Below are 17,577 nucleotides of genomic sequence, written 5' to 3'. Positions count from 1 at the left end.
GCAAAGCATGGGGAATAACGCTCGTGCGTCAGAATGCGGCTCTCTATCGGATAGGCCTTGGAGAAATACCGTTTCACTTGGCTGACTGTTGGCTTGAAGGTCTTACAGTTTTCCGTGAGGCTGGCGTCGTCAGTGTGCGAGGTTAAACCCGTTTCCTTGATGACTACCTTTGTCACTGTTCTCTCTTGGGCCGTTACAGGTAACGCGTAAAGTGCGGCCATCATAGAGACACTGATCAGTCCGAGCTTTACCATTCTGCTGTGCTCGCCTCGGTTAAGTTCTTATATGAGACCTGAGGATGTCGATAAATCTCTCCGGTCGGAACTTTGAACGTTGCAACCAGTTCCGCGATGAGCCAGCGGAGAGACGCATTCTGCTGGGTTGTGACGTTCTCGTAGACCCTTGCGGTCTTGCTGTCGCTGGCTGGATCGATCGGCATGGATTTCCCCACGATTTCGATACCGATGGAGTCGTCGCTGGAAGGGTAGCGCTCGGGCCAAGGCTTCTTGTGTTCGTGTATCGATAGCTTTGTATATTGAAGTTGAATTGCAGTGGTCAGCTTCAATTCAGCAGGCGAGCATTTGTGCGTAACAATGCAGCGTGACTGTAGYTTTCCCACGTGTCTGGTRATTTTCTTCAGCGAAGCTGTTTGATATATCGTCCCGTCCTTGTCGATCAGGAAATGGGCGCCGAGCGCGCCTTTCGCTCGATAGCTGCTGAATGTACTTTCAGTTGTAGAGCCATCTGTCTGGTGAACGATAATCCCATTTACCCTGTCCATCGGCCCCCGYTCAATGTTCGGGAAGATCTTGACCTTGACGCGTTCAGCGTCGACTCGACCATTCTTGTCGATAAAGAACATATGTGTYTCCCAGTCAGATTGATTTGTTTACCTTCACGTCATAACCCATGCTGACCGTYCCGGCRCTRCCGCCSGASGCGTTCTGCACGACGTATTCSTGCTTCACTCGCGAGAATGAAAGGCTGACTTCTTCCCGGGGCGCGCGCATATTGATGTTGTGAGCCGGTTTCACCTGCGTGATCAGGACGTCCTCCATCGTGATCCTAAGAAACTCAAGCGGCTTGCCACCCGCCTTGCGCATCGTCAGCACTGCGCTGCCGATATGTTTCCCGGTCAGGCAGTACTGAATCAGATTGGGCGTGGCGCGGTCGACATAGTGTTCGAACGTCAGGTCCTCAACGGTCGCCTTGCCTGCGCCGCCGCCCCTTCCTGCGTGCATGTTCGATGGCTGCTTCACCGACCATTCCCACGTCAGAACCTCAATCTCTTTCGAATGGCTGGCGTCCGTYGCTTCGCCCTCGATTCCTGTCAGCTTCAAGAAGATGTCCTGCGCCATCAGATGCTCCCGTCGGTGGTTGAGAAACAACTCAGGGAGCCTATCGATCGGCAAAGAAGTGATCTATAGAACTAGTTCGAAAGGCGCCGCCGCCCCAGACTTGCCGCCACCCACCCCTTTTCGCCAACCGCGAAATCCCCCTTTCGCCAATGACTACCGGGCGGTTGGCAGCGTCTGACCGCTTGGGCGGGCCCCCGCGTGGCATAATCGATTGCGATGTCAAGCAATCACCGGCCACGCCGGAGGCGCGGCACAATAGCGGCGCCGACCCGCGAAGGCATCCGGTAAATAACAATCCCCTGCAAACCACTGCGCGGACCTGCGCCGTTCCTGCCCGGACGGACGGTTCGCCCCCCCTGCATCATGGCCAAGACGCTCTACGACAAACTCTGGGATGACCACACCGTCCACGTCGAGGAAGACGGCACGACGCTGCTCTACATCGATCGCCACCTGCTGCACGAAGTGACCAGCCCGCAGGCGTTCGAGGGGCTGAAGCTGGCGGAGCGTCCGGTGTGGCGCATCAGCGCGAACCTGGCCGTGTCCGACCACAACGTCCCGACCACGGACCGTACGGAAGGCATCACCGACCCCGTCTCGAAGCTCCAGGTCGATACGCTCGACGCCAACTGCGACGCCTTCGGCATCACCCAGTTCAAGATGAACGATCACCGCCAGGGCATCGTCCACGTGATCGGGCCGGAGCAGGGCGCCACGCTGCCGGGCATGACGGTGGTCTGCGGCGATTCGCACACCAGCACGCACGGCGCGTTCGGCGCGCTGGCGCACGGCATCGGTACGTCCGAGGTGGAGCACGTGCTGGCCACGCAGACGCTGCTGGGCAAGAAGGCCAAGAACATGCTGATCCGCGTGGAAGGCAAGCTGCCGCGCGGCTGCACCGCCAAGGACATCGTGCTGGCCATCATCGGCAAGATCGGCACGGCTGGCGGTACGGGCTACACCATGGAATTCGCCGGGTCCGCCATCCGCGACCTGACGATGGAAGGCCGCATGACCGTCTGCAACATGGCGATCGAAGCTGGCGCGCGCGCCGGCATGGTGGCCGTGGATGACGTGACGCTGGAATACGTGAAGGGTCGTCCGTACGCGCCGCAGGGCGTGGAATGGGACCAGGCCGTGGCCTATTGGCGCACGCTGCATTCGGACGCAGGCGCCCACTTCGACAAGGTGGTTGAACTGCGCGGCGAGGACATCCGTCCGCAGGTCACCTGGGGCACGTCGCCCGAGATGGTGGTCAGCATCGAGGACCGCGTACCCGATCCCGAGAAGGAAAAAGACCCGAACCGCCGCAACGCCATGGAGCGCGCGCTCGAGTACATGAACCTGCAGCCGAACGTGCCGATGGAGTCGATCCAGATCGACAAGGTGTTCATCGGCTCCTGCACCAACAGCCGCATCGAGGACATGCGCGCCGCCGCCTGGGTGGTGCAGAAGCTGGGCCGCAAGGTAGCCGGCAACGTGAAGCTGGCGATGGTGGTGCCGGGCTCGGGCCTGGTGAAGGCGCAAGCCGAGCGCGAAGGGCTGGACAAGGTCTTCAAGGCCGCCGGCTTCGAATGGCGCGAGCCGGGCTGCTCGATGTGCCTGGCGATGAACGCCGACCGGCTGGAGCCGGGCGAGCGCTGCGCTTCCACCTCGAACCGCAACTTCGAAGGCCGCCAGGGCGCCGGCGGCCGGACCCACCTGGTCAGCCCGGCGATGGCCGCCGCCGCTGCCATCGAGGGTCATTTCGTCGACATCCGAAAGCTGGGCTGAGGCGTTACGCAACGGCATCCGTACACGGCTAATCGAATAAGCAGAACATGAAAAAGATCGTGATCACGTTCCTGGCATGCCTGGGCATGCTGCAACTGGCTGGCTGCAACACGATGGCTGGCATCGGCAAGGACACGCAGGCCGCCGGGCGTTCCCTCGAGAACGCGGCGCGCAAGTAAGGACATACTCATGGACAAGTTCACCGTACACAGCGGCCTCGTGGCGCCGCTGGACCGCGAAAACGTCGACACCGACGCGATCATCCCGAAGCAGTTCCTGAAGTCGATCAAGCGCACGGGCTTCGGCCCGAACCTGTTCGACGAATGGCGCTACAAGGACGTCGGCCAGCCCGGCCAGGACAACAGCAAGCGCCCGCTGAACCCGGACTTCGTGCTGAACCAGCAGCGCTACCAGGGCGCGAGCATCCTGCTGGCACGCAACAACTTCGGCTGCGGCAGCTCGCGCGAGCACGCGCCGTGGGCGCTCACGCAATACGGCTTCCGCGCCGTCATCGCGCCGAGCTTCGCCGATATCTTCTTCAATAACTGCTACAAGAACGGCCTGCTGCCGGTGGCGCTGACCGACCTCCAGGTCGACCACCTGTTCAACGAGACCAACGCGTTCCCGGGCTACCAGCTGACCATCGACCTGGACAAGCAGGTGGTGCTCACGCCGGGCGGCAACAGCTACCCGTTCGACATCGCCCCGTTCCGCAAGTACTGCATGCTGAACGGCTTTGACGACGTGGCGCTGACGCTGCGCCACAAGGACAAGATCAAGGCGTACGAAGCCGAGCGCCTGACGAAGATGCCCTGGCTGGGCAATCGCCTGGTCGGCTGACCGCGCAAGACACACTCCAATACAGGAAGACAGATGAAGATTGCAGTCCTGCCGGGTGACGGCATTGGTCCCGAGATCGTTGCCGAAGCTGTCAAGGTGCTCAACGCCCTCGACGAGAAATTCGAACTGGAAACGGCGCCGGTCGGCGGCGCCGGCTACGAGGCCGAAGGCCATCCGCTGCCCGAGAACACGCTGAAGCTGGCCAAGGAGGCCGATGCCATCCTGTTCGGCGCCGTGGGCGACTGGAAGTACGACAGCCTGGAGCGCCCGCTGCGCCCGGAGCAGGCCATCCTGGGCCTGCGCAAGCACCTGCAGCTGTTCGCGAACTTCCGCCCGGCGATCTGCTACCCGGAGCTGACCGGCGCCTCGAGCCTGAAGCCCGAACTGGTGGCCGGCCTGGACATCCTGATCGTGCGTGAGCTGAACGGCGACATCTACTTCGGTCAGCCGCGCGGCATGCGCGAGGCCCCGGACGGCCTGTTCAAGGGCGCCCGCGAAGCCTTCGACACGATGCGCTACAGCGAGCCCGAGATCCGCCGCATCGCCCACGTGGCGTTCCAGGCCGCAGCCAAGCGTGGCAAGAAGCTGTGCAGCGTGGACAAGGCCAACGTGCTGGAGACGTTCCAGTTCTGGAAGGACATCGTGATCGATGTCAGCAAGGAATATCCGGACGTCGAGCTGTCGCACATGTACGTCGACAACGCGGCCATGCAGCTGGTCAAGGCGCCGAAGAGCTTCGATGTGATCGTTACCGGCAATATGTTCGGCGACATCCTGTCCGACGAGGCCGCGATGCTGACCGGTTCCATCGGCATGCTGCCGTCGGCGTCGCTCGATGCCAACAACAAGGGTCTGTACGAGCCGTCGCACGGCTCGGCGCCGGACATCGCCGGCAAGGGCGTGGCCAATCCGCTGGCCACCATCCTCTCCGCCGCGATGATGCTGCGCTACTCGCTGAACAAGGCCGACCAGGCCGACCGCATCGAGAACGCCGTCAAGAAGGTGCTGGCCCAGGGCTACCGCACCGGCGACATCCTCACGCCGGGCTGCAAGCAGGTCGGCACGCGGGAGATGGGCGAAGCCGTGCTGGCTGCGCTGTAATCGGCCGTTTTTTGCCAGTTCGTGCCAAAAACGGGGCCTTCGGGCCCCGTTGGCGCAAGAAAATCGTGTAGACTCCGCGAATGGTCCGAATTCCCCAGTTCCTCGCTACTGCCATCGCTGCCGTCATCACGGCCGGCGTGGGTTCGCGCGACCATACCGCGACGATTAAAACCATTACTACCAAAACGATCCCCTAAGATCGTTCGTCGTGCCTGCCCGTCTTCCCCGCGCAGCGTACGCCGGGCGAGGAAAATGGCGGGGAAGTACTCATCACATCCGAGGTAAGTCATGATTGTAGGTCTCGTCGGTTGGCGAGGAATGGTCGGCAGCGTCCTGATGCAACGCATGCAGGAAGAGCGCGATTTCGACCATATCGAGCCCGTTTTCTTCAGCACGTCCAACGCCGGCGGCAAGGCCCCGGCCATGGCGAAGAACGAAACCACGCTGAAAGATGCCAACGACATCGACGCACTGAAGCAGTGCGACGTGGTGCTCACCGCCCAGGGCGGCGACTACACCAGCGATGTCTTCCCGCGCCTGCGCGCGGCCGGCTGGAACGGCTACTGGATTGATGCGGCGTCTTCGCTGCGCATGAAGGACGACGCGATCATCGTGCTCGACCCCGTCAACAATGACGTGATCAAGGATGCACTTTCGAAGGGCGTCAAGAACTTCATCGGCGGCAACTGCACGGTCAGCTGCATGCTGATGGGCCTCGGCGGCCTGTTCGAGAACGACCTGATCGAGTGGATGACCTCCATGACCTACCAGGCGGCCTCGGGCGGCGGCGCGCAGCATATGCGCGAGCTGCTGACGCAGTTCGGCACCTTGAACGCCTCGGTCAAGCCGCTGCTGGACAACCCCGCCTCGGCCATCCTCGAGATCGACCGCACCATCCTGGCCACGCAGCACGGCCTGTCGGCGGACGAAACCAAGCAATTCGGCGTGCCGCTGGCCGGCAACCTGATTCCCTGGATCGACAAGGATCTGGGCAACGGCGTGTCGCGCGAAGAATGGAAGGGCGGCGCCGAGACCAACAAGATCCTGGGTCGCGGCGATGGCTTCCTGGGCGCGACCGGGGCCACCCCGATCGCCGTGGACGGCCTGTGCGTGCGGATTGGCGCCATGCGCTGCCACTCGCAGGCGCTGACCATCAAGCTGCGCAAGGATGTGCCGCTGGACGAGATCGAAGGCATGCTGGCCTCCCACAACCCGTGGGCCAAGGTGGTGCCGAACACGCGCGAAGCGAGCATGACCGACCTGACCCCGGCTGCCGTGACCGGCACGCTGAGCATTCCGGTGGGTCGCCTGCGCAAGATGCAGATGGGCGGCGAGTACCTCTCGGCCTTCACGGTGGGCGACCAACTGCTGTGGGGCGCCGCCGAGCCGCTGCGTCGTATGCTGCGCATTCTGATCGAGAAGTAAGCAGGTACTGAGTCTCCCCGGCATTCGTTGCGGGGAGGCAACAGAATCCGCCGCTTTCCTGCCAACGCCGCGCCCCAGCGCGGCGTTGTTACGTTCGGACCCCTATTTTTCCCAGGCTTGCGTCACAATACAGCCGGCATTCGCCTGGCCAAGGGGTCACCGTCGCGTCATTGCGGCGAAGGGGTGAGACAATCGGGCACGACGTTTTTTTCGTCCGCACCGGCCGTCCGCCCGCCTGCCAGGCATTTGGGTCGGGTTTATTTTTCGCTACTAGAAACATAAATGGAGCACGAGGTGAGTGTGAGCCTACATCGCCGGAAAGATGCGCCTACTGTCCGTCAGCGCTGGTCAACGCTGGCCGTCACGGCTCTCGGTTTGCTGCTGATGCAGCCCGCCGCGTACGCCGCGGGGTTCGGACAATTACGGGTACAGTCCAATCTGGGGCAACCGCTCCAGGCTGAAATCGATATCAGCGGCGTTTCGGCCGAGGAAGCGGACAGTCTCAACGTCAAGCTTGCCTCGCCGGCCGCCTATGCCAGGGCAGGGCTGACGTACCTGCCGGCCGTGTCCGGCGTGCGACTCCAGGTGGAGCAGCGCCCCAACGGCACCTATGTGGCAACCGTCCGTTCCAACCAGCCGATCAGCGARCCGTTCGTCGACATCCTCGTCGACATGAGCTGGTCGAGCGGCAAGGTGACGCGCGCCTACACGTTCCTGCTCGATCCAGCGGGCGCGAAGTCCAACCAGAGCTTCGCCCCGACCACGGTGGTGCAGGCGGCTACGCCCGATGCGTCCCCGGCCGAGGCCCCCGCGCAGGCGGCCAAGCCCGCCGCGCCGGTGCCGGCCGCCGCGTCGTCGGAGGCCGCTCGCCCGGCTCCGGCCCCGCGCCAGCCGCGCCGCGCCGCCGCCCCGGCGGCCCCCGCATCGACCGACGGCGCTGCCGCCGGCGAGCCATACACGATCCAGCGCGGCGACACGCTGTCCAGCATTGCCGGCGATGCCGCGCAGGGCCAGGACGTGTCGCTCGAGCAGATGCTGCTCGCGCTGTATCGGAATAATCCGAATGCATTCATCGGCGGCAACATCAACCGGATCAAGTCCGGCGCGGTGTTGAAGGTGCCGAGCGCCCAGCAGGCGCAGTCCGTGAGCCCGCGCGAAGCTCGCCGCGAGGTCGTGGCGCGCACGCAGGGCTTCGACAGCTACCGCAGCCGTCTGGCCGCCGCCGCTGCCGCGAAGTCCGTGGAAGCGGGCTCGGGGCGTGAGCAGTCCGGCAACGTGACGGCGCGCGTGCAGGACACCACGGTGCCCGCCGCCGGTCCGCGCGACGAACTGAAGCTGAGCAAGGCAGACCGCGCCGCGCAGGCCAAGGCGCAAGCCCAGGCCGAAGCCGAAGTGGCCTCGCAGCGCAAGCTGAAGGACGCCGAGTCGAAGCTGGCCCAGCTCGAGAAGAACGTCACKGACATGCAGCGCCTGATGGAGCTGAAGAATGCCGAGATCGCCAAGCTGAACCAGGCCAAGGCGGCTCCGGCCCAGGCTGCTGCGCCGGCCACGCCGGCGGCCAGCACCGCGCCGACCGTGGTGCCCGCCGAGCCGGCCAAGCCCGCTGACACGGCGACTGCCGCGACGAGCACGGCCACGCCGACGCCGGCTCCGGCCGCCACGGCAGCTGCACCGGCCTCCGCAGCCGATGCCGCCGCGCCGGCCGCAGCCGCTGTGGCTGCAACGGCCGCCGCTTCGGCGCCGCAGGCAGACGCCGCCGCACCCGCCCCGGCCGCCGCCGCTTCCGCCCCTGTGGCCGTGAAGAAGCCCGCGCCGCGCGTGCAGCCCGCACCGGTACCGGAACCCTCGTTCCTGGACGAACTGCTGGGCAACCCGATGCTGCTGCCGGGCGCCGGCCTGCTGGTCGCGCTGCTGGGCGGCTATGCCGTCTATCGTCGCCGCCAGAAGCAGAAGACCGCTGACAACGGCGGCTTCGGCGACAGCATCCTGTCGCAGGAAAGCACGGTGATGGCCGGTGGCCATTCGCTGTTCGGCACCGCCGGCGGCCAGAGCGTGGATACCTCGCAGCACAGCGTGTTCGGCGCCGATTTCCGGATCGGCAACAACTCGCCGGAAGCTACCGAGGTGGACCCGATCGCCGAGGCGGAGGTGTATATCGCCTACGGGCGCGACGTGCAGGCCGAAGAAATCCTGCGCGAAGCGCTGCAACAGAGCCCGGAGCGTCAGGCCATTCGCCTGAAGCTGCTGGAGATTTACAACACTCGCCAGGATGTGGAAGGTTTCCGAGTGATTGCAGAAGAAATGTTCGCCCAGACGGGCGGGCAAGGCGCGGACTGGCTGCAGGCCGCCGAAATGGGTCGCAAGCTGGACCCGAGCAATGCCTTGTATTTGTCGGTAGCGCCGGACGCCACGGCCGAAGTGGATACCACCACGCCGGTCGCGGACCAATGGCGCACGCAGGACCCCGCGCACAACCTCGAGCAACCGCCGCGCGAGCCCGCCATGGCGGATCTGGCGCTGCCGCTCGACGCCTTCCCGGCGCCCGCGCCGGGGGAGCCCATCGTGGCACCGGAGTCGGCCTCGCTGGTATTCGGTAACGAATTCCAAGCGGAACCGGTGGCACGTCTGGATGACGTACTCGACGAAAGCCACGACACCGGCCTCGACATGCCGGCTGACCTGGAAAGCCGCCACCTGGCCGAGGTGCCGGCGCTCGATACCCCGACGCGTTCGCGTCCGCTGGAGTTCGACATGTCGGGCATCTCGCTCGACCTGAACCCCGGCAGCGCCGGCAAGTCGGCGGGCAACGACCCGCTGGCCGACTCGGTGCCGCTCCCGGCGCCGACGATGCTGCAGAACGGCCGTCTGGCCGAGCCGATCGACCTGAGYCGCGTGACGTCCGAGGGCGGTGGTGACACCACCCACGGCGTGTCCGCCAGCACCCTGTCCGCCAACGGCATGGACGGCGGCCGCGACATGCAGATCAAGCTCGACCTGGCGCGTGCCTACATCGAGATCGGCGACAAGGAAGGGGCCCGCGAACTACTCCAGGAAGTGGTGGATCAGTCGCAAGACCCGCTCCAGGCCGAAGCGCGCACGCTGCTGCGCGAGGTGGCCTGACCGGTAGCGGTCASGCGTCGGAAAACGGCCTGCAAAGGCCGGTATGATGGAGGGCTTGCACGGCGCCACGCCGTTGCGGCCCGAAGCGATGCGCCGGAAGCGTCCCTTCCGGCGCATTTTCTTTTGGGATCCATGAATCGCATCGCCATCGGGCTTCAGTACGACGGGTCGGCCTTCTCGGGCTGGCAGGCGCAACCGCACCGCAATACCGTGCAGRACCATCTGGAAGACGCCATCGAGCGTTTTGCCGGGACTCGCCTGCTGACCACGGTGGCGGGGCGTACCGATGCCGGCGTGCATGCGCTCGGGCAGGTGATTCATCTCGATACCGAACTCTCGCGCGACAAGTTTTCCTGGGTGCGCGGCATCAAYGCCTTCCTGCCGCCGTCGGTCGCCCTGCAATGGGCCGAGCCGGTGGACGAGGGCTTCCACGCGCGCTTCCTGGCGTTCGAGCGCAAGTATTACTACGCGCTCTACACCGGCCCGCACCGCGTGCCAATGCTGCATGGCCGCGCCGGCTACCTGATGCTCCCGCCGGGCCAGCAGCTCGACGTGGACGCCATGCGCGCCGCCGCGAGCTGCCTGCTGGGCGAGCACGATTTCTCGGCCTTCCGCGCCGCCGAATGCCAGGCCAAGTCGCCCATCAAGACGATGTACGACGTGACCCTGAAGGCCGACGGCAACTGGGTCTTCCTGCGCTTCCGCGCCAGCGCCTTCCTGCACCACATGGTGCGCAACCTGATGGGTTCCCTCGTAGCGGTAGGGCGGGGCCGCTATCCGGTGAGCTGGATGGCCGAAGTRCTGGCCGGCCGCGACCGCCGCCTGGCTGCGCCCACCTTCATGCCCGATGGCCTCTACCTGGCCGGCGTGAAGTATCCTGAGCCGTACCGGCTGCCCGCCGCGGACCCGTCCGCGAGCTTYTTCCACGGAGTCTTTACCGATGACGGCGCCTGATTTCAGCCAGATGCCCGGCCGCACCCGCGTCAAGATCTGCGGCCTGACCCGCGAGGACGACGTACGCGCCGCCGTGGATGCCGGCGCCGACGCCATCGGCCTGGTCTGCTACGCCGGCAGCCCGCGCTATGTGGACGTGGCGCGCGCGGCGGCACTGGCCGAGCGAGTCGCGCCGTTCGTCTCGGTGGTTGGCCTGTTCGTCAATGCCGATGCCGAGGAAGTGGCCCACGTGGCGGAGCGGGTGCCGTTGACGCTACTTCAGTTCCACGGTGACGAGACCCCCGAGCAGTGCGCGGAGATCGCCCGGCGCTGCCGGCTGCCCTTCATGCGTGCGGCCCGTGTTCGTCCGGGGCTCGATTTGGTAGAATTCGCCGATCAATACCGTGACGCCGCCGGCCTGTTGCTCGATGCCTTCGTGGAAGGCTATGGCGGTGGCGGCCACGTCTTCGACTGGACCCTGATTCCCGGCCAATGGCTTCCGACCGATCCGGCGCTGGTTTCCACCTCGCAGCCGGCACCCTCCGTGCCCCCCAAGGGCAGCCCGAACGCAAACGGCGCTCCTCGCATCGTTTTGAGTGGTGGGTTGAACGCGCAAAACGTCGCTGGCGCGATTGAGCGCGTGCGCCCCTATGCCGTGGATGTGAGCAGCGGCGTGGAGGCGTCGAAGGGCGTGAAGGACCACGCCCGCATTGCCGCGTTCGTGCGTGCCGTGCGCATGGCGGAAGCAGGGTGACCCGGGGCCTCCCGGACCCGTTCCCGCCGCCTGCCGGCCGCATCCCCGAATTTCAGCGCCCCTGCCCGAACCGGGCCGGTGCGCCATCCTGAGAGCCTGGACATGTACGACTTGCCCGATTCCCGTGGCCATTTCGGCCCCTATGGCGGCACCTTCGTTTCCGAAACGCTGGTTCACGCGCTGGACGAGCTGCGCGAAGCCTATGCGCAATCCCAGAACGATCCCGCGTTCGACGCCGAATACCGGCGCGAGCTGAAGCACTTCGTCGGCCGCCCGTCGCCGATCTACCATGCGCAGCGCTGGAGCGAGACGCTCGGCGGGGCCCAGATCTTCCTCAAGCGCGAAGACCTGAACCACACCGGCGCGCACAAGATCAACAATGTGATTGGTCAGGCGATTCTGGCCCGCAAGATGGGCAAGAAGCGCGTGATTGCCGAAACCGGCGCCGGCATGCACGGCGTGGCCACGGCGACGATCGCCGCGCGCTTCGGCATGGAATGCGTGGTCTACATGGGGGCCGAGGACGTGCAGCGTCAGGCCGCCAACGTCTACCGCATGAAGCTGCTCGGTGCCACCGTCGTGCCCGTGGAGTCCGGCTCGCGCACGCTCAAGGACGCGCTCAATGAAGCGATGCGCGACTGGGTGACCAACGTGGAATCCACGTTCTACATCATCGGTACCGTGGCGGGCCCGCACCCGTACCCGATGATGGTGCGTGACTTCCAGTGCGTGATCGGCGAGGAAGCCAAGGTGCAGATGCCCGAGCTGGCCGGCCGCCAGCCAGACGCGGTCATCGCGTGCGTGGGAGGTGGCTCCAATGCGATGGGCATCTTCTATCCGTATATCGACTATCCCGATGTGCAGCTGATCGGCGTGGAAGCCGCCGGCGACGGCCTGGAGACGGGCCGCCACGCGGCGTCGCTGACCGGCGGCTCGCCGGGCGTGCTGCACGGCAACCGCACCTACCTGCTGCAGGACGCCAACGGCCAGATCATCGAGACCCATTCGGTCTCGGCCGGCCTGGACTACCCGGGCGTGGGTCCCGAGCACGCGTGGCTCAAGGACATCGGCCGCGCGCAGTACGTGCCGATTACCGACGACGAGGCGCTCAAGGCCTTCCATGACTGCTGCCGCATCGAGGGCATCATCCCGGCGCTGGAGTCGAGCCATGCCATCGCCTACGCCTGCAAGCTGGCGCCGACGCTGCCGAAGGACAAGCTACTGCTGGTGAACCTCTCCGGACGGGGCGACAAGGACATGCACACYGTGGCCGAACGTGCGGGGCTGAAGCTCTGATGCAAGTGCTGCCTCCCGAATCCGACCTGCTGGACTCCTCCGCGTTGCGGCTCTATCAGGAAGACGTGCTGGAAGGGATCTCCAAGATCCCCGACGGCTCCATCGATCTCGTCGTGGCTGACCCGCCCTATGGGCTGGGCAAGGACTACGGCAACGATTCCGACCGCCTCTCGGGCCAGGCCTACCTGGAATGGTCCGAGCGGTGGATGGACGCCATCGTGCCGAAAATCGCGCCGCGCGGCTCGCTCTACCTGTTCTGCACGTGGCAGTACTCGCCCGAGCTGTTCGTGATGCTCAAGCAACGGTTGACCATGATCAACGAGATCATCTGGGACCGCCGCGTGCCGAGCATGGGAGGCACCACGCGCAAGTATTCGTCGGTGCATGACAACATCGGCTTCTTCGCCCGCCAGCGCGACTACTACTTCGACCTCGACCCGGTACGGATTCCGTACGAYGCCGAGACCAAGAAGGCGCGCAGCCGGCCGCGCTTCGAGGGCAAGAAGTGGCTCGAGGTGGGATACAACCCGAAGGACCTGTGGAGCGTGTCCCGCATCCATCGCCAGGACCCCGAGCGCGCCGACCATCCGACCCAGAAGCCGCTCGAGATCGTGGAGCGGATGGTGCTGGCGAGCTGCCCGCCGGGCGGGCTCGTGCTCGATCCGTTCACGGGCAGCGGCACCACCGCCGTGGCCTGCGTGCGCCATGGCCGGCGCTTCGTCGGCTATGAGATGAATCCTGAGTACGCGCAACTGGTGCGCCAGCGGGTGGAGGCGGCGATCCCSCTGGTCACGCCCGCCGTGCCGGATCCGGTTCAACCCGCAGTACCCGCCGCCAATGACGATGCCGCGGAAGCCGATGCCGCCGTCCAACGCCTTATCTAATTCCTGACATGTCCCGCATCCAGAAGACTTTCGCGGCCTTGGCCGCGCAGCAGAAGAAGGGCCTGATTCCGTTCATCACCGCCGGGGATCCGGCGCCCGGCCTGACCGTGGACCTGATGCACGCGTTGGTGGCCGGTGGCGCCGATGTGATCGAACTCGGCGTGCCGTTCTCGGACCCGATGGCCGACGGCCCGGTGATCCAGCGCGCATCCGAGCGGGCGCTCGCGCAGGGCGTGACGCTGACGCAGGTGCTCGCCTGGGTCGCAGAATTCCGAAAAACCGACGCCAGCACGCCCGTCGTGCTGATGGGCTACGCCAACCCGATCGAGCGGATGGGCGACGAGGCCTTCGCCAAGGCCGCCCGCGCGGCTGGCGTGGACGGCGTGCTCGTGGTCGACTATCCGCCCGAGGAGTGCGAGGCGTTTGCCGCCCTGATGCGCGCCAATGAGATGGATCCCATCTTCCTGCTCGCCCCGACCTCCACCGATGCGCGCATCGAGGCGGTGGCGAAGGTCGCCAGCGGCTATCTTTATTACGTGTCGCTGAAGGGCGTGACCGGCTCGGCCACGATCGACCTGGAAAGCGTGGCGAGCCGCCTGCCACTGATCAAGCGCCACGCCAACCTGCCGGTGGGCGTGGGCTTCGGCATCCGCGATGCCCAGACCGCGCGCGCCATCGGCAGCGTGGCGGACGCCGTGGTGATCGGCAGCCGTCTGGTGCAACTGCTGGAAGACGCCCCGCGCGACCAGGCAGTGACCGCGCTGCGCGACTTCATCGCCGAAATCCGCCGGGCCCTGGACGCCTGAGCCACGGCAAAACGTGACGCCATGCCGACATCGACATGGCTTGATTGTGATCGATGTATCACAATCGATGCGATTTGCTTCGGCCAGACCGGCCCGGCATGGTAAATTCGCGGCCTGATTCCCTGTCGTCTCACCGTCAGCGCCTGCGCATGCAGGCTGGCGCGCGGACGGCGGCTATCCGTAAGGAGCTTTCATGAGCTGGTTGGATAAACTCCTGCCTCCCAAGATTCAACAGACCGACCCCTCCACCCGCAAGGGCATTCCGGAAGGGCTGTGGGTCAAGTGCCCGGCGTGCGAGTCCACGCTGTACCGGACCGACGTCGAGGCCAATCTGCACGTCTGCCCGAAGTGCGACCACCATATGCGCATCCGCTCGCGCGAGCGGCTGGACGCGCTGCTGGACGCCGAAGGCCGCTATGAAATCGGCCAGGAAATCGTGCCGGTGGACGCGCTGAAGTTCAAGGACACCAAGAAGTACCCGGACCGCATCAAGGCCGCCATGGAAGAGACTGGCGAGACCGATGCGATGGTCGTCATCGGCGGTGCCATCCACACCATTCCGGTGGTGGTGAGCTGCTTCGAGTTCGAGTTCATGGGCGGTTCGATGGGCTCCGTGGTGGGCGAGCGCTTCGCGCGCGGCGCGCAGGCGGCGCTCGAGCAGAAGGTGCCGTTTATCTGCATTACCGCCACGGGCGGCGCGCGCATGCAGGAAAGCCTGCTGTCGCTGATGCAGATGGCCAAGACCACGGCCATGCTGAACCAGCTGGCCAACGCCAAGCTGCCGTTCATCAGCGTGCTGACGGACCCGACCATGGGCGGCGTCTCGGCCAGCTTCGCCTTCCTGGGCGACGTGGTGATTGCCGAACCCAAGGCGCTGATCGGCTTTGCCGGCCCGCGCGTGATCGAGCAGACCGTGCGCGAGAAGCTGCCGGAAGGCTTCCAGCGTGCCGAGTTCCTGCTGCAGAAGGGCGCGATCGACATGATCGTCGACCGTCGCAAGCTGCGCGCCGAGCTGGCGCAACTGCTGGCGCTGCTGCAGAAGCAACCGGCGGACGCGGTAGCCTGACGCGATTCGTGTGAATGCAGGACAATGGCGCGGGTGCCCCCACCCGCGCCATTTTGTTTTTCCAGTTTTGAATCTGGTTTTCCCATGCCCATCTTCCACAATCTCCCCGACTGGCTGACCCATCTGGAAAGCGCCCACCCCGTGGGCATCGACATGGGCCTGACCCGCATCACGCGCGTCAAGGAAGCGCTGGGCCTGCGCATCGACGCKGTGGTCTTCACCGTGGGCGGCACCAACGGCAAGGGTTCGACGTGCGCGATGCTCGAGTGCATCCTGCTCGAGGCCGGCTACAAGGTCGGCATGCATACCTCGCCGCACCTGATCACGTTCAACGAGCGCGCGCGCATCAACGGGGAGATGGCCACGGACGCGCAGCTGCTGCCGCACTTCGAAGCCGTCGAGCGCGCCCGCACGAGCTTTGCCGATCCGGTCAGCCTGACCTATTTCGAATTCACCACGCTGGCCATCATCCACGCCTTCGCGGCGGCCGGGCTCGACGCCATCATCCTCGAAGTGGGCCTCGGCGGACGGCTGGACGCGGTGAATGTGATCGATACGGACTGCGCGGTCATCACCAGCGTGGACATCGACCATACCCAGTACCTCGGCGACACGCGCGAGAAAATCGGCTTCGAGAAGGCGGGCATCTTCCGCCCGAACGTGCCGGCGATCTGCGGCGACCCGATGCCGCCGAAATCGCTGATCGACCATGCGGAAGCCATCGGCGCGGAATTGTGGCTCGTGGGCCGCGATTTCCACCATCAGGCGGCCAAGGGGCAGGAACGGCAGCAATGGGACTGGATTGGTCCGGACCGCAAGCTGAACGGCCTGGGCTACCCGGCGCTGCGCGGCGCCAACCAACTGCTGAACGCCTCGGCGGCGCTCGCGGCGCTGCAGGCCATGCGTCCGCGCCTGCCGGTGAGCGCGCAGGAGGTGCGTAACGGGCTCGCCTTCGTCGAATTGCCGGGCCGGTTCCAGGTGATGCCGGGCCGTCCGGCGGTGATTCTCGATGTGGCGCACAATCCACATGCAGCCGCCACGCTGGGTCAGAACCTCGAGAACATGGGCTTCTTTCGCTACACCTACGCGGTGTTCGGGGCGATGGCAGACAAGGACATTGCCGGCGTACTAAGCCACGTGGCGGACAAGGTGGACCACTGGTGCTTCTGCGACCTGCCCACCGACCGCGCCGCCAGCGCGGCGGACCTGCGCGAGCAGCTTGAGGCAGGCGGCTTCCGCGAGGGCCCGGACAATACGGCCGCGTGCTTCTCCAGTCCGGAATTGGCGTATCGCGATGCCATCGAGAGAGCGACCGAGAATGATAGAATCCTGGTCTTCGGGTCGTTCTATACGGTGGCCGGCGTGCTCGCGTATCGCGCCACGCAGGCGAATTGATCGCCGCCGGAATGACATCGCACCGAATCACTCTCTAGGCATCGGCATCCATGGGCCTGCTTTCGCTGTTCTCGTCCCGCAAGGGCTCTGATCCGGCACCGGAGCGCGGTCGTCGTACGCGCGCGGATGTGGGCGCTGGCGTCGGCGCGTCGCGCCGGTTGAACGAGGAATACGCCGACGACACCCTCGACCCCGACTTCCCGCAGAAGCAACGCGCGCGGCGCCGCCTGATTGGCGCCGTGGTACTGCTCGTGGCGGCGGTCATCGTGCTGCCTATCGTCTTCGAACACAAGCCCCGTCCGGTATCGGAGGACGTGGCGGTCAAGGTAGCCAACGGGCAGGGCGCTACGCAGAAGCCGAAGGTGGAGGCGCGCAAGGCCGATCCGCTGCCACCCACGCCGTCCGCCACGCGCAATGACGCCGCGCTGGACGCCGGCGAGGAACTCGTCAGCGCGCCAGCCGCGGCCGACAAGCCGCGTGCCGATGCCAAGCCAGAAGCCAGGCCCGATACCAAGGTYGCCGAGACCAAGCCCGCCGACAAGCCGGCTGACAAGGCCACCGGCAGCGGCAAGTTCATGATCCTGATTGGCGCGTTCTCGTCCGAAGAGCGTGCGAAGAACTGGCTGGCCAAGCTCAAGGCGAGCAAGGTGCCGGCCTATGTGGAGAAAAAGACGCTTGCCGACGGCGAGCGGATCCTGCTGCGCGCCGGCCCGTTCACCGATCGTGACGCCGCCGATGCGGCCGACAAGAAGGTCAAGGCCGTGGGCCTGACCTCCAAGGTGGTGGAACTGTAAATCGCCCCCATCTGACGGGTCATCTGCCAGGA

At 65.5% G+C, this 17,577-nt stretch carries 16 protein-coding genes; 14 read left to right on the top strand and 2 right to left on the bottom strand.

The window, feature by feature from the left end; all coding sequences use genetic code 11:
* Nucleotides 1-247 precede the first annotated feature (247 nt).
* A complete protein-coding gene (locus tag AB4Z27_RS05100; RefSeq protein WP_092290153.1) occupies nucleotides 248-862 on the bottom strand; it encodes a peptidoglycan recognition protein family protein in 615 nt (204 codons plus the stop codon).
* A 13-nt stretch (nucleotides 863-875) separates the two neighbouring features.
* Nucleotides 876-1,358 (bottom strand): Hcp family type VI secretion system effector, encoded by a 483-nt coding sequence (locus tag AB4Z27_RS05095; protein WP_441644004.1) that lies wholly within the window; start codon nucleotides 1,356-1,358, stop codon nucleotides 876-878.
* 363 nt (nucleotides 1,359-1,721) lie between these two features.
* Here AB4Z27_RS05095 and leuC point away from each other — a divergent pair, with 363 nt between their 5' ends.
* The 14 genes from leuC (at nucleotide 1,722) to AB4Z27_RS05025 (ending at nucleotide 17,545) form a co-directional block, all read left to right on the top strand.
* Entirely contained in the window at nucleotides 1,722-3,131 is a 1,410-nt protein-coding gene (leuC, locus tag AB4Z27_RS05090; RefSeq protein WP_092290149.1) for a 3-isopropylmalate dehydratase large subunit, read from the top strand.
* Nucleotides 3,132-3,178: 47 nt separating this feature from the next.
* Nucleotides 3,179-3,310, top strand: a complete 132-nt coding sequence (locus tag AB4Z27_RS05085; RefSeq protein ID WP_092290135.1) for an entericidin A/B family lipoprotein — start codon at nucleotides 3,179-3,181, stop codon at nucleotides 3,308-3,310.
* Between the two features lie 10 nt (nucleotides 3,311-3,320).
* Complete coding sequence (gene leuD / locus AB4Z27_RS05080; protein ID WP_441590542.1) at nucleotides 3,321-3,971, top strand: 3-isopropylmalate dehydratase small subunit; 651 nt, start codon at nucleotides 3,321-3,323, stop codon at nucleotides 3,969-3,971.
* Nucleotides 3,972-4,004: 33 nt separating this feature from the next.
* Nucleotides 4,005-5,072, top strand: a complete 1,068-nt coding sequence (gene leuB, locus AB4Z27_RS05075) for a 3-isopropylmalate dehydrogenase (protein ID WP_092290132.1) — start codon at nucleotides 4,005-4,007, stop codon at nucleotides 5,070-5,072.
* 288 nt (nucleotides 5,073-5,360) lie between these two features.
* Nucleotides 5,361-6,497: an aspartate-semialdehyde dehydrogenase gene (gene asd / locus AB4Z27_RS05070; RefSeq protein WP_092290130.1), complete on the top strand. Its 1,137-nt coding sequence runs from the start codon at nucleotides 5,361-5,363 to the stop codon at nucleotides 6,495-6,497.
* A gap of 282 nt (nucleotides 6,498-6,779) precedes the next feature.
* Nucleotides 6,780-9,617 (top strand): FimV/HubP family polar landmark protein, encoded by a 2,838-nt coding sequence (locus AB4Z27_RS05065; RefSeq protein WP_255370661.1) that lies wholly within the window; start codon nucleotides 6,780-6,782, stop codon nucleotides 9,615-9,617.
* 132 nt (nucleotides 9,618-9,749) lie between these two features.
* Nucleotides 9,750-10,571, top strand: coding sequence for a tRNA pseudouridine(38-40) synthase TruA (gene truA, locus AB4Z27_RS05060; RefSeq protein ID WP_441644003.1), 822 nt, complete (start codon nucleotides 9,750-9,752; stop codon nucleotides 10,569-10,571).
* A complete protein-coding gene (locus tag AB4Z27_RS05055; protein ID WP_092290126.1) occupies nucleotides 10,558-11,304 on the top strand; it encodes a phosphoribosylanthranilate isomerase in 747 nt (248 codons plus the stop codon). Before truA ends, AB4Z27_RS05055 begins: the two co-directional genes overlap by 14 nt.
* Before the next feature lie 102 nt (nucleotides 11,305-11,406).
* Nucleotides 11,407-12,600 carry a tryptophan synthase subunit beta gene (gene trpB, locus AB4Z27_RS05050; protein WP_092290124.1) on the top strand — a complete coding sequence of 398 codons (1,194 nt, stop codon included), beginning with the start codon at nucleotides 11,407-11,409 and terminating at the stop codon, nucleotides 12,598-12,600.
* Complete coding sequence (locus AB4Z27_RS05045) at nucleotides 12,600-13,484, top strand: DNA-methyltransferase (RefSeq protein ID WP_092290121.1); 885 nt, start codon at nucleotides 12,600-12,602, stop codon at nucleotides 13,482-13,484. The genes trpB and AB4Z27_RS05045 overlap by 1 nt, the downstream gene beginning before the upstream one ends.
* Nucleotides 13,485-13,492: 8 nt before the next feature.
* Nucleotides 13,493-14,290, top strand: a complete 798-nt coding sequence (gene trpA, locus AB4Z27_RS05040) for a tryptophan synthase subunit alpha (protein ID WP_441644002.1) — start codon at nucleotides 13,493-13,495, stop codon at nucleotides 14,288-14,290.
* A 193-nt stretch (nucleotides 14,291-14,483) separates the two neighbouring features.
* A complete protein-coding gene (accD, locus tag AB4Z27_RS05035; protein WP_092290111.1) occupies nucleotides 14,484-15,356 on the top strand; it encodes an acetyl-CoA carboxylase, carboxyltransferase subunit beta in 873 nt (290 codons plus the stop codon).
* Between the two features lie 84 nt (nucleotides 15,357-15,440).
* Entirely contained in the window at nucleotides 15,441-16,751 is a 1,311-nt protein-coding gene (gene folC, locus AB4Z27_RS05030; protein WP_092290109.1) for a bifunctional tetrahydrofolate synthase/dihydrofolate synthase, read from the top strand.
* A gap of 50 nt (nucleotides 16,752-16,801) precedes the next feature.
* Nucleotides 16,802-17,545, top strand: a complete 744-nt coding sequence (locus tag AB4Z27_RS05025) for an SPOR domain-containing protein (protein ID WP_092290107.1) — start codon at nucleotides 16,802-16,804, stop codon at nucleotides 17,543-17,545.
* The last annotated feature ends 32 nt before the right edge of the window (nucleotides 17,546-17,577 follow it).

The sequence above is a fragment of the Cupriavidus sp. KB_39 genome (assembly GCF_052114485.1).
Classification (GTDB): Bacteria; Pseudomonadota; Gammaproteobacteria; order Burkholderiales; family Burkholderiaceae; genus Cupriavidus.
Note: the sequence above shows the minus strand (reverse complement) of the source record. Positions and strands in the feature narration are given on the sequence as shown.